This is a genomic window from Streptomyces phyllanthi (assembly GCF_009377205.1).
GTDB classification, from domain to species: Bacteria; Actinomycetota; Actinomycetes; order Streptomycetales; family Streptomycetaceae; genus Streptomyces; species Streptomyces phyllanthi.
The window spans coordinates 15,580-29,246 of record NZ_VJZE01000074.1; the positions used below are offsets into that span (position 1 = coordinate 15,580).

Below are 13,667 nucleotides of genomic sequence, written 5' to 3' on the forward strand. Positions count from 1 at the left end.
CGGGCACGCCACTCCCGTTGCCGGTCCGGCAAAACGGCGTCCGAACAGGTTCCTGCGAACCAGTGGGCAGCCGCCTGGTGAGGACCGTCTCTGTGCCGGGCGCGCTCGTGTCCGCCTCGATGCGGCCGCTGTCCGGGCAGGGCATCCCGGTAGCGGGTGCCCTGCTCCCGGCGGGCCGGGCCGCCAGGGAGGACACGGCCACCGCGCCGCGCACCGAGTGAGCCGGGTGCGCCCGGCGAACCGAGGTGGGCCTGTCGGCCCGACCTGATTTTTGTACGTGCCTTTCCTGTGACTTGCTCTGCCCTGTCCCTGTCCTGTCTCCGCGCTGGACGGCGATTTCGAACAGTGGAGTCCGTCACCCCGACGGTGACCGAGCCCCCTGATCAGCCGACCTCCGTGAGGTGGAACAAGCATGTCCTCCCGTGTCATACGCATGGCCGCGATAGCCGGAGTCACCGCGCTCACCGTGTTCACCGTGACGTCCTGCGCCGGCGGAGAGGGGGACGCCGCGGTCGCGCAGGGCACGCCGGCCGCGGACGCCCAGCCGCAGCCCGAGGCAGGGAAGGACCGGGCGGACCAGGAGGACGACAAGAAGGGTGAGGACGCCCACTGGAGCTACGAGGGCGCCGACGGGCCGGCGAACTGGGCGACCCTCGCGGAGGACTTCGAGGCGTGCGAGGCCGGACGCGAGCAGTCCCCGATCGATCTCGACGACGACAAGGCGGCCGGGGCCGCGGTCGACAAGGCCGTCACCATCGACTACAAGCCCGTGACCGCGGAGCTCGTGAACAACGGGCACACCATCCAGGCCAACGTCTCCGGCGGTAGCGGCATCGTCCTGGACGGCACCACCTACGACCTCAAGCAGTTCCACTTCCACCTCCCGAGCGAGCACACGGAGGAGGGTGAGCACGCCGCGATGGAGGTGCACTTCGTGCACGCGGACAAGGACGGCGGGCTCGCCGTCGTGGGCGTGCTGATGGACGAGAGTGACGGCGACACCTCCGCGTTCACGGAGCTCTTCAAGAAGCTGCCGGCCAAGGAGGGCGCGACGCAGAAGATCGGCAGGGCCCTCGACCTCACCGCGTTCCTGCCCGACGACCGCGACCAGTACCGGTACGAGGGCTCGCTGACGACCCCGCCCTGCACCGAGGGCGTCAAGTGGACCGTGCTCAAGGACGAGGTCGAGGTCGCGCCGGGCGAGGTGGCCGCGTACAAGGAGCTGTTCCCGAAGAGCAACCGGCCCACCCAGCCGCTGAACGACCGCCAGGTCACCGAAGTGGACCAGTGAGCGGACAGGCGCTCCGGCCTGGATCCGTGAGCTGAAAAGGCTCACCGTCCCGGGGCGGTGAACCGTCGGCGCATCTGCGCGGGGCCCGCACACCGCCCGTGTGCGGGCCCCGGGTCGTTCCTCGCGCCTCCCGCGCGGCCCGGTCCGCTCACGGCTCGTCAAGCACCGTGCGTGTCAGGAGCGTTGACCCGGCCCATGCGTGCCAGCACAATGAGCGCGCACGTTTGAGAGCGCTCTCAAGCGCTTGGCCCGTCCTCGTGCCCCCATGCCCCGCACGTCCAAAGGGAGTCCCATGACCGGCAGGCAAGGTCCGGCGCTCAGCCGTCGTACGCTCATCGGTGCCGGGCTCGGCGCCGCCGGTGCCGTGGCGATCGGCGGCGCGGTCGGCTCCGGTGCGGCCCACGCCGCCGAGACCTCGGCCTCCGCCGGGAGTTCCGCCCGGCGCCGCGGGTACGCCTTCCTCGCCGCCGCCATGGACGCCTACCCGGACCACGGCGACATCCGGCTGACCCAGAGCTACACGGACCAGGCCGGGCTGTTCAGCACCGCGTTCACGTACGACAACGCCCTCGCCGTCCTGGCCCATCTCGCCGCGCGTACCCCGGAGGGCCGGCGCCGGGCCGTGGCGCTCGGGGACGCGCTCCTGTACGCCCAGGACCATGACCCCGGGTACGACGACGGCAGGCTCCGGCAGGCGTACAACGTCGGGCCGTACACCTTCTACGACGGGTCGCGGCAGCCGGACGGCTTCGTCCGGGCGGACGGTACCGCCAACGTCGGCACCCAGTTCGGGTTCACGGGTACGGCGGTGGGTGACATGGCCTGGGCGGGGATCGCCCTGAGCGCGCTCGCCGGGCGGACCGGGAAGCGGCGGTTCCTCGACGGCGCGGTGCGCATCGGTCGGTGGATCGAGCGGACGGGCCGTACCGACGAACCCCTCGGCGGCTACAAGTTCGGGGTCAACGGGGCTGACGAGAAGCTGCCGTTCACGTCGACCGAGCACAACACCGACCTGATCTGCCTGTTCGGACGGCTCGCCCGGCTCACCGGGGACCGGGTGTGGCTGGAGCGGCGAGCGCGGGCCGAGGCCTTCGTCAGGAGGATGTGGGAGCCGTCCGGCGGCTTCTTCTACACCGGTACCAACGACGGTGTGACGGTCAACCGGTCACCGATCCCCGAGGACACCCAGACCTGGACCCATCTCGCCCTCGGCTCCGGCCGGTACTCGCGGTCGCTGGACTGGGCCGCCACCGAACTGGCCGTCCTGGACCACGCCGACCGGCGGAACAGCACGGTGCCCGCGGGGCAGTCGTACGAGGGCGTCACCTTCAGCTCCGCCAGTCTCGTCGCGAACGAGGACGCGCCCATCGCCGAGTTCCAGCCCAGGCCGGACCGCAACGGCGTGTGGTTCGAGGGGACCGCCCATCTCGCGCTCGCCCTGCGGGACCGGCACGGGCGGGGCGACGAGGCGCGGGCGCGGCGGTTGATGGACTCCCTCGAACGGGCCCAGGACCTGCTGGGCGGCGGTCAGACCGTCGGTGGCAGGGCGCTTCCCGAACGCTCCGGGATCGTCTCGGCGAGCAGCCCGCTCGACACCGGCTTCGGGTTCGGCTACTACCCGTACCGGCACACGGGGGCCACCGCCTGGTACCTGATGGCGGCGGCGCGCTCCAATCCGCTGCGGGCCTGAACGGCGGTACGCCACCGGGTGCCCGGAGCCCCTGGGTACCCGGTTCCGGGCCCCGCTTACAGTGGAGCCGTGTCCGCAGGAAACACCGTGGTGGCGCGCAATGTGCGCCTTCTCAGAGAGCAGCGGGGCCTGTCCCTGGCCGAACTGGCCCGGCAGGCGGGGCTGGCCAAGCAGACGCTGTCCAAGTTGGAGCAGGGTACGGGGAATCCGACCGTGGACACGCTGTTCTCGATCGCCGAGGCGCTCGGTGTGCCCGTCACCCGGCTGGTGGCCGAGCGGGAACAGGTGATGACCGTGCAGCGCGGCGACGAGGTCGTGTGGCGGCAGCACGGGGGCTACGAGTCGCGGTCCCTGGACCATGTGTACGGCTCCGGTGTCATCGAGAACTACCTGGTGCGCATCGGCGGGGAGCGGCAGGGACGGCCGGGGCAGCCGGGTGCCGTACCCGCGTCGGAGCCCCACCCGGTGGGCACGCTGGAGCATCTGTACGTGATCAGCGGCCGGGTGCGGGTGGGCCCCGCCGACGGCCCGGTGGAGCTGTCGGCGGGTGACTTCGTGCGCTACCCGGGCGACCGGCCGCACGTGTACGAGTCGCTGGACGGCGAGAGCCTCGTGCACATCGTGGTGAGTGTGCCGCGCGTGCAGCCCGGCACGGGTGGCACGAACGTCGCGCGGACCCATGGTGGCGGGCAGGGGTGAGCGTGAGCGTCCTGTACGGCCGAGTGCCGCATACGGTCAGGGGCGAGCGCCCTGTAAGGCTGAGCGCCGCATACGGTCAGGCCGCGGGTGTGCTGCCCAGGCCGGACGGTGCCGCCGACTGGGCCTTGGCCGCGATGACCGCGCGCCCCGCCTCGTAGGCCACACGGCGCAGGGCGGGGGCGAAACGGGCCGCGTCGAAGCGGTGGCCGCTGGCGACGGAGAGGGCCGCCACCGGCCGGCCGCCGGGACCCATGACCGGGACGGCGACGCAGGCGAGACCGAGGGCGGCCTCCTGGCGGTCGTAGGCGATGCCCTCCTGCCGGATGCGCCGCAGCTCGGCGCGGAAGGCACCGGGGTCGGTCAGGGTGTACTCGGTGCGGCCGGTCAGGCCCAGCGCGATCGCCGCCTCCGCGGCGTCGTGGTCGAAGGCGAGGAGGGCCTTGCCGACCCCCGTGCAGTAGGCCGGCATCCGGGCGCCGATACGGGACGGGGAGCGGGTCGCCCGGTGGCCGTGGATCTTGTTGACGTACACGATGTCCGTGTCGTGCAGCACGGCGAGATGCACGGTCTCGTGGGTCAGCTCGTACAGGTCCGCGAGGTGCGGGAGCAGCCGCTCGCGGAGCAGCAGGGACGTCGGGCCGTAGACCCGGGTGCCGATGTCGAAGAGCCGGGTGCCCAGGCGGTAGTCGCTGCCGACCCGTTCGACCAGGTCGTTGCGCTGGAGGATGCCCAGCAGGCGGAACGCGGTGGACTTGGTGAGCCCGGTGCGGCGGGCCAGCTCGCTGACGCCGATCTCGCGGTCGTGCTCGGCGAGCTGCTTCAGCAGGGTGAGGGCTTTGTCGACCGCGGTCTGCTGCTCCGGGGACGAGGACGCGGAGGTCGGGGCGGCGGAGGAAGGCATGGGCATGAGGTCTCCCTGGGCGCTACTGGCGACCATCTCGATGGACGCGCGTCCACTGTAGGTGACCGCTTCGGCGCTGTAAACGGCCCGGCGAAGTGGCCGGGCCGTTTACGTGGTGGCGGGGATCAGGCGGCGATCAGGCGACGATCAGATGGGCATCAGGCAGGGATCGGGCACGGAATCGGGCACGGAATCGGGCACGGAATCGGGCAGGGATTGGGCAGGGATCAGATGTCGAACTCCTGGTCCTTCGTCTCGGGCAGCGCCAGCACGCAGAACAGGCTGACCAGGCAGAGTCCGCCCGCGTACGCGCCCAGCACCAGCGGCGACTGCCACTGGCTGTTCAGCCAGGTCGCGACGAGCGGGGCGAAGCCGCCGCCCAGGGTGTTGGCGAGGATGAAGGTCGCGGAGGCGCCCGTGTAGCGCAGCCGCGCCGGGAACAGCTCCGGCAGGAAGGCCGCGATCGGCGAGAACATCATGATGAAGAACAGCAGCCCGACGGTGAACGCCCCCGTGATGACGAGCCCGTTCCGGGTGCTCAGCGACCCGAACATGGGCAGCGCCCACACCACGCAGCCGACGGCACCGGTGAGGATCACCGGCCGGCGCCCCCGCTTGTCTGCCAGCCGGGCGAAGGGGACCGTGGCGGCGGCGGTGGCCACGGCGGCGACGCTCACCGCGACCAGCATGGTGTTCTGCGGGATGCCGAGCGCCTTCGGGCCGTACGAGATGCTGTAGACGATCGTCAGGTAGTAGACGGCCGATCCGCCGATCGCGGCGCCGATGCCGAGCAGCAGCCGTCCGGGGTACTGCCTGACCAGCGTGCCGAGCGGGAAGCGCGAGGTGGCGGCGGGCCGCGGTCTTCCCTCGCGGAACACGGGGGACTCCGTCACGGTCGTCCGCACCCACAGACCGATGACGATCAGTACCGCGCTCAGCAGGAACGGGATCCGCCACGCGCCGCCCGCGAACCCGTCCATCCCGGCGATGGAGATCGTCGGCAGGATCACGGCGCTCGACAGCAGGAAGCCCGCGACCGGGCCGACCTGGGGGATCGACGCGTACAGCGCCCGGCGGCCGGGCGGCGCGTGCTCGGCGGCGAGCAGCACCGCGCCGCCCCACTCGCCGCCGATGCTCACCCCCTGGAGCAGACGGAGCGTCACCAGCAGTACCGGGGCGAGCAGTCCGGCCGTCTCGTACGTCGGGAGGAGACCGACGCCGACGGTCGCGAGACCCATCAGCAGCAGCGAGACGACGAGCGCGCGCTTGCGGCCCAGCCGGTCGCCGATCGTGCCGAAGAGGACGACGCCGACGGGACGGGCCAGGAACGCGGCGGCGAAGGTGAGGAAGGCCGCCAGGGTGGACACGGTGGAGCTGCCGGACGGGAAGAAGGCGGGGCCGAGGACGAGTGCGGCGGCCGTGCCGTACACGGCGAAGTCGTAGTACTCGATGGTGGTGCCGATGAGGCTCGCGACGGCGACCCGGGACACCTGGGTCCGGTCGGTGCCCGTCGCCACGGGCGTCGGCGTGGTGGCGGTGGTCTCTGACATGAGCGGCTCCTCCGACGTCCTGGACGGAACCGGAGGCTCCAGAGTGATCCAGGACACAGCGGGACTGGGTGCGGAGGACTGTAGGAGCGTGGTGGGCGCTCGGCGTGGTGCTGTGCCGTCCTGCGGCACGGTGGCGCTCCGCTCGGGGCACCGTTTTTCCGGGGCTGGGCCCCGGACCCCCCTGTCTTTCGGGGCTGCGCCCCAGACTGCCCTTGTCATCCGGGGCTGCCCCAGACCCCCCTTGGCAGGGCAGCCACGCGATCTTGTCGGTTTCCTGCGGGGCGGACGTGGCTGGTCGCGCAGTTCCCCGCGCCCCTTGGGGGCGTGCCGTATCACGGCACGCGAACTGGGCCGCGGGGGTGTCGACCGCTTCTCCTGTCCCCATGCGGGAAGACCAGGAAGCTCAGGAACGCCAGACGTACAGGCCGATCGCGCGGCTCAGTGAGGACGTCAGCCGGTACTTCGACCTCGACCGCGGGCTGGTCGACCGGGCGATCTTCCACGACGCGGCCCTCTACCGGCAGGAGCTGCGCCGCGTCTTCGCGCCCAGCTGGCTGTTCCTCGCGCACGAGAGCCAGTTCAGGAAGCCCGGCGACTTCTTCACCACGTACATGGGGGAGGACCCCGTCATCGTCGCGATGGGGCGGGACCGGAAGCTGCGCGCGTTCCTCAACGCGTGCCGGCACCGCGGGATGCGGGTCTGCCGGGCCGACGCGGGCGCGACGAAGGCGTTCACGTGCAGCTACCACGGCTGGTCGTACGACACCTCCGGCAAGCTGGTCAACGTACCCAACGACGAGGACTACCCGGCGCACTTCGACCGCGAGCAGTGGGGACTGACCGAGGTCGCGCAGCTCGACACGTACAAGGGGCTGGTCTTCGCGACCTGGAACCCGACGGCGCCGCCGCTCGTCGAGGCGCTGGGCCAGATGACCTGGTACATGGACGCCATGCTCGACCGGGACCCGGAGGGCACCGAGGTCGTCGGCGGCATCCACAAGTGGGTGCTGGAGGGCAACTGGAAGCTGGCGGCCGAGCAGTTCGCCTCGGACTGGTACCACGTCAACATCTCGCACGCCTCGGCGCTGATGGTGATGTCGCCGTCCGGGAAGGGCCCGAGGACGGAGATCGTGCAGACCCCGGGGCGGCAGTACACCGACCCACTCGGCCACGGCGCCGGCTTCCCGACCCACCCCAAGAGCCGTTTCGACGACCGGGTCGTGCACGGCTACTACGACTACGAGGCACTGCGCGAACGGCTCGGTGACGCGCGCGCCGAGGGACCGATGACCACCGGTCACGCCACCGTCTTCCCCAACTTCTCCTATCTGCCGGTCAACGGCTCCGTCCGGGTCTGGCACCCCAAGGGCCCGGACCGGATGGAGGTCTGGGCGTGGACGATCGTCGACCGGTCCATGCCGGACGAGGTGAAGGACGCCCAACGGCTCTACAACCTGCGCACGTTCGGGCCGACCGGGATCTTCGAGCAGGACGACGGCGAGAACTGGAGCGAGTGCCAGGCCACCGCCCACGGCTTCATGGCCGGCTCGATGACGCTCAACTACCAGATGGGGCTGGGACTGGAGAGCGAGGACGGCATCCATCCGGGCACCACGGGCCGCCTCTACAGCGACGGCGCCGCCCGCGGCTTCTACGCCCGCTGGCGCGACCTGATGAACACGCCCGCCTGGCACGAGAAGGACAGCTGACTGATGAGCACGAGCATCACCGGTACCGGTATTCGCGTGGCGGCCGAAGGGGACATCGAGGACGGCGAGGCGCTGAAGGTGCCCGCCGAGACCACCGGCCACGACGACGCCATCGCCGTCTTCCACGACGGCGGCACCTACTACGCCCTCGACGACACCTGCTCCCACGGCCAGGCCTCGCTGTCCGACGGCTGGATCGAGGGCGGCGAGGTGGAGTGCCCGCTGCACAGCGCCCGGTTCTGTCTGAAGTCGGGCGAGCCGCAGTGCATGCCCGCCACCGCCGCCGTGCGCGCGCATCGCGTCGAGGTCCATGACGGTGCGATCTGGCTGCACCCCGGCGCGCCAGGCTCCGGCGAGGAGGCCACCGGATGAGCCTCCCGCGGCGTATCGCCGTCGTCGGCGCCGGCCTGGCCGCCGTCTCCACCTGCGACGCGCTGCGCGCCCAGGGCTACGACGGGGAGCTGACGCTGTACTCCGCCGAGCGCGGACTGCCGTACGACCGGCCGCCGCTCAGCAAGGACGTGCTGCTGGGCAAGGCGGGCCGCCAGGACGTGCTGCTGCGGCCCGAGCGGTGGTACGAGGAGCGGCGCGTCGAACTCCGCGACGGCACCCCGGTCCTCGAGATCCGCGCGCACGAGGGCGGCCTGGGGCTGAGCGACGGGTCGGTCGTACGCGCCGACCGGATCGTGCTGGCCACCGGCGGTACGCCGCGTCCGCTGCCCATACCCGGGGGCGACGACCCGGCGGTGCACCTGCTGCGCACCTGGGAGGACGCCGAGCGGCTGCGGGAACGGCTGCTGCCCGGCGCGCGCGTGACCGTCGTCGGGGCCGGGCTCATCGGCGCCGAGACCGCGGCCGTGGCCCGGGCCCTGGGCTGCGAGGTCACCCTGGTCGACCCGGTGCCGGTGCCACTGGCCGCGGTGGTCGGCGACACCGTCGCGGGCGCGCTGCACCGCAGGCACGCCGCCGAGGGCATCGAGGTGATCACCGCGGGGGTCGAGCGTGTCGAACGCCGCTCCGCCGAGGTCGTCGCTCACCTCGTGGGGCACGACGAGGCCCTGGTCGCCGACACGATCGTGGCGGGCATCGGCATCCGTCCGGCCACGGAACTGGCGGAGCGCGCCGGGCTCCACGTCGGCAACGGCATCGTCGTCGGGCTCGGGCAGCGCACCTCCCACCCGAGTATCCACGCGGTCGGCGACGTGGCCCGCCTCGACGGCCACCCCGTACGGCACGAGCACTGGGAGGCCGCCCAGCGGGACGGCGAGGCCGCCGCCCTGGGCATCCTGGACCGTCCGGTACCGGATCGGGGCGCGCCCTGGTTCTGGTCCGACCGGCACGGCTCGCGCCTGGAGGCGGTCGGCAGCATGGCGGACGCCGAGCGGATCGTGTCGCGTGGTGCGTTCATGGCTTTCGGCCTGCGGGGTGAACGGGTCGTCGCGGCGGCGGCCATCGATCGTGTGCGGGACATCAAGGCGGCCCGGCGGATCATCGATCGAGGCGTCGCCGTCGATGCGGTGCGTCTTGCCGACGAGAGCGTGGACCTGCGCGGTGTGCTCCGCTGACGGCGCCATGTTCTTTCAGGGCTGCGCCCCAGCCCCCCGATCAGGGGCAGCCACCTGATGCAGGCGCAGCCACCTGATGCAGGCGCAGCCACCTGATGCAGGGGCAGCCACCTGATGCCGACGGTTTCACCGCGGGCCGTTTGTGGCTGGTCGCGCAGTTCCCCGCGCTCCTATGGGGCGCTTCACCGTGCCGCCCACTGGCACACGTGCTCCCCGCAACCCGTACCCCCGCGCTGGAATGACTGCACCCAGTGCGGTCCGCAGGAGGAACCCCCCGATGAGCATCCATCCGCTGGAGCCGAAGGCACCCCCGTCCGTCCCCTCCGACGACGACATGCGCCTCCACTTCGAAGTGCAGCGGCTGTACGCCGTCGAGGCACGGCTGCTCGACCAGCACCGTTACGCCGACTGGCTGGAGCTGTTCGCCGACGACCTGCACTACTGGGCACCCGTACGCACCAACCGGCTGCGCCGGCAGCAGGCCCTGGCCGACGGTTCGCCCGGTGAGGTGGCGATCTTCGACGAGACCAGGGCGAGTCTCGCCTGGCGGATCCGCCGCTTCGACTCCGGCATGGCCTGGGCCGAGGACCCGCCGTCGCGCACGCGCCACCTGATCAGCAACGTACTGGTGCGGGCAGCGGACGAGCCCGGCGAGTACGTCGCCGAGTCGGCCTTCCTCTGCTACCGCAACCGCCTGGAGCGCGAGGTCGACCTGTACGCCGGTGGCCGCACCGACGTGCTGCGCCGCGACCCGGACGACGGCCGGCTGCTGATCGCCCGCCGCACGATCCTGCTCGACCAGAACGTCCTGCTCGCCAAGAACATCAGCACCTTCCTGTGAACCGGAGCCCGCTCGTGACCACTGAGGAGACCGCAGAGGTGAAGCTCGTCGAGCACACCGTGCAGACCGCGCTCGGGCACATCGCCGTCAGCGAGACCGGCGAGGGCCCGGCGCTCGTGATGCTGCACGGCGGCGGCCCCGGCGCCAGTGCCGTCGCCAACTACCACCAGAACCTGCCCGCCCTCGCCCCGCACTTCCGCGTGGTGCTGCCCGACCAGCCCGGCTTCGGCGGCAGCTACCGCCCCACCGAGGCCGACCTGGACGCCCGCAGCATCACCGAGATCACCGTCGACGCCCTGCTGCGGACACTGGACGCGCTGGGCATCGACCGGTTCCACCTGCTCGGCAACAGCCTCGGCGGGGCGGCCGCCATCGCCACCGCCCTCGCAGCCCCCGAGCGCGTCGAGAAACTGGTGCTGATGGCGCCGGGTGGCGGCTGGCTGCCCTTCGGCCCCACGCCGACCGAGGGCCAGAAGGCGATGTTCCGCTACTACAACGGCGAGGGCCCGACCCTGAAGAAGATGCGGGACTTCATCGGGGTGATGACGGCGGAGCCCAAGCGCTGGGCGGACACCGCGCAGGCCCGCTACGAGGCGTCCCTCGACGAGTCCCACATCGCCTTCTACCACCGCTACAACGCGGCCTTCGCCAAGCGCCACGGCATGGACCCGCTGTGGCAGCGCGTCCACCGGATCAAGGCGCCGACCTTGCTGCTGTGGGGCCGCGACGACCGCACCATCACGCTCGACGGCGCCCAGCTCATGCTCAAGCAGATCCGGGACGTCCAGCTGCATGTCTTCGGCGGCTGCGGCCACTGGGTGCAGCTGGAGCGGCAGGCCGAGTTCGAGCGCCTGGTCACCGACTTCCTGGGCACCTCGTGACGGGCGGCTGGCTGGAGGGCGAGGTCGCCCTCGTCACGGGTGGCGGCTCAGGCATCGGCCGCGCCGTCGCCCTGCGCTATCTCGCCGAGGGCGCGAGCGTCGCCGTACTGGACCGGGACGCGGAACAGCTGGACGGCCTCCCGGAGGGGGTTCTGGCCGTCCGCGGCGACGTACGCTCCCCGGACGACCTGCACCACGCCGTCGCCGCCACCGTCGAACGCTTCGGGAAGCTGGACGTCCTCGTCCCCAACGCCGGGATCTGGGACTACCACCGCAGCGTCACCCGGCTGACCGGCAAGGAGCTCTCCGAGGCCTTCGACGAGGTCTTCGGCATCAACGTCAAGGGATACGTCCTGGCCGTGGAGGCCGCCTGGCGGGAGCTGGTCGCCACCCGCGGAAGCATCGTGATGACCCTGTCCAACGCCTCCTTCCACACCGACGGGGGCGGTTCCCTCTACACCGCCAGCAAGCACGCCTGCCTCGGTCTGCTCCGCCAGTTCGCCTACGAGCTGGCGCCCAGGGTCCGGGTCAACGGCGTCGCGACCGGCGGCATGCGCACCCGGCTGCGCGGCCCGGAGAGCCTCGGCCTGCAGGACCGTACACTGGCCGCGTCCTTCGCCAGGAACGAGGCGTCGGGGGACCGGCAGCCGCCCCTGATCCCGCTGTACGACTCCGGCGTCGAGCCCGAGGACTTCACCGGGCCCTACGTCCTGCTCGCCTCCCGGGCCAACAGCGGCACCGTCACCGGTGCGGTCATCCCCGCCGACGGCGGCATCGCCGTACGGGGTTTCCGCACCCCGGCCGGCGGCGCCGGCCTCTGACGCCCGCTTCCCTGCTTCCCTGCTTCCCCGCTTCCTCGTCTCCCAGCTCTCCCGCTTCCCCGCTTCCTCGTCTCCCAGCTCTCCCGCCGCCCCGCTCTCCCGCTCGACAGCAAGTTGAAGGAGCCGACGCCATGGCCGCCGTCGACATCAGCCCCGCCGCAGCCCTGTACAGAAGAGCCCGGGTGCCCACCCCCACCGCCGTCGTCTACGAGGGCCGGGAGATCTCCGCCGAGGAGCTCGGCCGCACGGCCGGCGAGTTCGCCGCCGGACTGTCCGAGCGCGGGCTGCGCCGCGGCGACCGGGTCGCCTACCTCGGCTTCAACAGCGCCACCTTCCTGGAGACGCTGTTCGCCGCGGCCCATCTCGGCGCGGTCTTCGTGCCCGTCAACTTCCGGCTCGCCGCCGACGAGGTGCGCCACATCCTGAACGACTGCGGCGCGCACACGCTGGTCGTCGAGGAGGGCCACCGCGAGCTGGTCGAGTCGATCCTCACCGACGTCCCCGCCCGCAACCACGTCCTGGTCGACACCGACCCCGCGTGTCCCGCCGCACCCCTGACCGCGCCCACATGGACACCGCTGTCGCGGCTGCGCGGCCCGCACCGGCCGGTACGGGAGCCCGTCGCGCTGTACGACGACGACCTCGCGGCCCTGATGTACACCTCCGGCACCACCGGCCGGCCCAAGGGCGTCATGCTCACCCACGGCAACCTCTGGTGGAACGCCGTCAACGTCGACAGCGTCGTGGACACCCGCTGCGACGACGTGAACCTGGCCGTCGCCCCGCTCTTCCACATCGGCGGCCTCAACGCCCTCACCCTGCGCACCCTCGTCCGGGGCGGCACCGTGGTCGTCCGCCGGGCCTTCGACCCGGCCCGGTGCCTGGAGGACCTGGTGGACCACCGGGTGAACTCCCTGTTCGCCGTGCCCGCCATGTTCGCGGCCCTGGCGCGCGTACCCGGCTTCGCCGAGGCCGACCTCGGCGCCCTGCGGTCCGCGATCGTCGCCGGGGCCCCCGTACCGCCCCAGCTGATCCGGGACTACGCGGACCGGGGCGTGCTGCTCCAGCAGGCCTGGGGGCTGACCGAGACGGCCCCCTTCGCCACGTACCTCCCGGCCGGGCTGACCCGGGAGAAGACGGGATCGGCCGGCGTCCCGATGCCGTACACGGGGATCCGGCTGATGCATCCGGGCACCGGCGCGGCGATCGACGGCCACGACGTGCGCGGCGAGATCTGCGTACGCGGCCCCAACGTGACCCCCGGCTACTGGGACAACCCGGACGCCACCCGAGCTGCCTTCGACGACACGGGCTGGTTCCACACCGGTGACATCGCCTACCGGGACGAGGAGGGCTTCTACTACATCGTCGACCGGCTCAAGGACATGATCATCAGCGGTGGCGAGAACGTCTACCCGGCCGAGGTGGAACGCGTCCTCGCCGAGTACCCCGGGGCCCTGGAGGCCGCCGTCATCGGCGTGCCGGATCCCAGGTGGGGGGAGACGGTCCTGGCCGTCCTGTCCTGCGAGGCGGGTACGGCGCCCACGGTGGAGGAGGTACGTGCCTTCGCGGACGGCTACCTGGCGCGCTACAAGCTCCCCACCAGGGTCATGCTCATCGAGCGGTTGCCCCGCAACGCCAGCGGCAAGCTCGACAAGGCCGAACTGCGCAGGTGGGTGGAGGCGCAGGAGCCCGCCGCCCGGACGTCCTGACCCCCGA

Annotated in this window: 13 protein-coding genes; 11 read left to right on the plus strand and 2 right to left on the minus strand. The window is 71.9% G+C overall.

The window, feature by feature from the left end:
- Positions 1-92: 92 nt before the first annotated feature.
- From FNH04_RS48630 to FNH04_RS13785, 4 genes are all read left to right on the plus strand, one after another.
- Positions 93-221: a hypothetical protein gene (locus FNH04_RS48630; protein ID WP_265580034.1), complete on the plus strand. Its 129-nt coding sequence runs from the start codon at positions 93-95 to the stop codon at positions 219-221.
- A gap of 191 nt (positions 222-412) precedes the next feature.
- Complete coding sequence (locus tag FNH04_RS13775; RefSeq protein WP_152783911.1) at positions 413-1,291, plus strand: carbonic anhydrase; 879 nt, start codon at positions 413-415, stop codon at positions 1,289-1,291.
- 292 nt (positions 1,292-1,583) lie between these two features.
- Complete coding sequence (locus tag FNH04_RS13780) at positions 1,584-2,981, plus strand: Tat pathway signal sequence domain protein (RefSeq protein ID WP_194236669.1); 1,398 nt, start codon at positions 1,584-1,586, stop codon at positions 2,979-2,981.
- A gap of 69 nt (positions 2,982-3,050) precedes the next feature.
- Positions 3,051-3,680: a helix-turn-helix domain-containing protein gene (locus FNH04_RS13785; RefSeq protein ID WP_322723018.1), complete on the plus strand. Its 630-nt coding sequence runs from the start codon at positions 3,051-3,053 to the stop codon at positions 3,678-3,680.
- A 76-nt stretch (positions 3,681-3,756) separates the two neighbouring features.
- Here the strand turns inward: FNH04_RS13785 and FNH04_RS13790 are convergent, their stop codons facing one another.
- Positions 3,757-4,587, minus strand: a complete 831-nt coding sequence (locus tag FNH04_RS13790) for an IclR family transcriptional regulator (protein WP_228031351.1) — start codon at positions 4,585-4,587, stop codon at positions 3,757-3,759.
- A gap of 221 nt (positions 4,588-4,808) precedes the next feature.
- On the minus strand, positions 4,809-6,131 hold the full coding sequence (locus tag FNH04_RS13795; RefSeq protein WP_152783915.1) for an MFS transporter: 1,323 nt from the start codon (positions 6,129-6,131) through the stop codon (positions 4,809-4,811).
- A gap of 383 nt (positions 6,132-6,514) precedes the next feature.
- Between FNH04_RS13795 and FNH04_RS13800 the strand changes: the two genes are divergently transcribed.
- From FNH04_RS13800 to FNH04_RS13830, 7 genes are all read left to right on the plus strand, one after another.
- Complete coding sequence (locus tag FNH04_RS13800) at positions 6,515-7,840, plus strand: aromatic ring-hydroxylating dioxygenase subunit alpha (protein ID WP_152783918.1); 1,326 nt, start codon at positions 6,515-6,517, stop codon at positions 7,838-7,840.
- Positions 7,841-7,843: 3 nt separating this feature from the next.
- The gene (locus FNH04_RS13805; RefSeq protein WP_152783920.1) at positions 7,844-8,212 is read left to right on the plus strand and encodes a bifunctional 3-phenylpropionate/cinnamic acid dioxygenase ferredoxin subunit; all 369 of its coding nucleotides are present in this window, start codon (positions 7,844-7,846) and stop codon (positions 8,210-8,212) included.
- Positions 8,209-9,405: an NAD(P)/FAD-dependent oxidoreductase gene (locus tag FNH04_RS13810; RefSeq protein ID WP_152783923.1), complete on the plus strand. Its 1,197-nt coding sequence runs from the start codon at positions 8,209-8,211 to the stop codon at positions 9,403-9,405. The genes FNH04_RS13805 and FNH04_RS13810 overlap by 4 nt, the downstream gene beginning before the upstream one ends.
- Positions 9,406-9,682: 277 nt before the next feature.
- Complete coding sequence (locus tag FNH04_RS13815) at positions 9,683-10,246, plus strand: 3-phenylpropionate/cinnamic acid dioxygenase subunit beta (protein WP_152783925.1); 564 nt, start codon at positions 9,683-9,685, stop codon at positions 10,244-10,246.
- Between the two features lie 14 nt (positions 10,247-10,260).
- Positions 10,261-11,127: an alpha/beta fold hydrolase gene (locus FNH04_RS13820; protein ID WP_322723019.1), complete on the plus strand. Its 867-nt coding sequence runs from the start codon at positions 10,261-10,263 to the stop codon at positions 11,125-11,127.
- The gene (gene hcaB, locus FNH04_RS13825) at positions 11,124-11,948 is read left to right on the plus strand and encodes a 3-(cis-5,6-dihydroxycyclohexa-1,3-dien-1-yl)propanoate dehydrogenase (protein ID WP_322723020.1); all 825 of its coding nucleotides are present in this window, start codon (positions 11,124-11,126) and stop codon (positions 11,946-11,948) included. Before FNH04_RS13820 ends, hcaB begins: the two co-directional genes overlap by 4 nt.
- A gap of 131 nt (positions 11,949-12,079) precedes the next feature.
- Entirely contained in the window at positions 12,080-13,660 is a 1,581-nt protein-coding gene (locus tag FNH04_RS13830) for an acyl-CoA synthetase (protein ID WP_152783927.1), read from the plus strand.
- Positions 13,661-13,667: the final 7 nt, after the last annotated feature.

Coding starts and splice junctions, on each gene's coding strand:
- FNH04_RS13775 (WP_152783911.1), top strand. CDS start 413: ATGTCCTCCCGTGTCATACGCATGGCCGCGATAGCCGGAGTCACCGCG.
- FNH04_RS13780 (WP_194236669.1), top strand. CDS start 1,584: ATGACCGGCAGGCAAGGTCCGGCGCTCAGCCGTCGTACGCTCATCGGT.
- FNH04_RS13790 (WP_228031351.1), bottom strand. CDS start 4,587: ATGCCCATGCCTTCCTCCGCCGCCCCGACCTCCGCGTCCTCGTCCCCG.
- FNH04_RS13795 (WP_152783915.1), bottom strand. CDS start 6,131: ATGTCAGAGACCACCGCCACCACGCCGACGCCCGTGGCGACGGGCACC.
- FNH04_RS13800 (WP_152783918.1), top strand. CDS start 6,515: ATGCGGGAAGACCAGGAAGCTCAGGAACGCCAGACGTACAGGCCGATC.
- FNH04_RS13805 (WP_152783920.1), top strand. CDS start 7,844: ATGAGCACGAGCATCACCGGTACCGGTATTCGCGTGGCGGCCGAAGGG.
- FNH04_RS13810 (WP_152783923.1), top strand. CDS start 8,209: ATGAGCCTCCCGCGGCGTATCGCCGTCGTCGGCGCCGGCCTGGCCGCC.
- FNH04_RS13815 (WP_152783925.1), top strand. CDS start 9,683: ATGAGCATCCATCCGCTGGAGCCGAAGGCACCCCCGTCCGTCCCCTCC.
- FNH04_RS13830 (WP_152783927.1), top strand. CDS start 12,080: ATGGCCGCCGTCGACATCAGCCCCGCCGCAGCCCTGTACAGAAGAGCC.